Origin of the sequence: Halomonas sp. ND22Bw (assembly GCF_003011945.1) — a bacterium.
Lineage (GTDB): Bacteria > Pseudomonadota > Gammaproteobacteria > Pseudomonadales > Halomonadaceae > Halomonas > Halomonas halophila.
This window is the reverse complement of the sequence record NZ_PXWD01001559.1, coordinates 1-244: the sequence shown is the minus strand read 5'-3', so window position 1 is coordinate 244 and position 244 is coordinate 1. Positions and strand designations below refer to the sequence as shown.

Below are 244 nucleotides of genomic sequence, written 5' to 3'. Positions count from 1 at the left end.
GATAGGGATCGCCGCGCAGCCACACGGCTTCGTCATGGTCTACCGCCAAGTCCAGAACCAGGCCCTTTTCGCTCGCCGGCGCGGTCCAGAACCGGGCGGTGTCGCGCACCAGTTCCCCCAGTTCGAAATCCCGGCTCTCGATCGCCATCGCCCCGGCCTCCATCTTGGAGTGATCCAGAAGGTCGTTCAGCATGCCGGTCATCAGGCGTCCGGCGTCGATGATCAGCTCGGCCGTCTCCTCCCG

At 65.6% G+C, this 244-nt stretch carries 1 protein-coding gene; it reads right to left on the bottom strand.

Annotated elements, in window-relative coordinates; all coding sequences use genetic code 11:
* Window positions 1-244: HAMP domain-containing sensor histidine kinase (locus CVH10_RS23480; RefSeq protein WP_219925070.1), on the bottom strand; the 244-nt coding region annotated here is incomplete at both ends.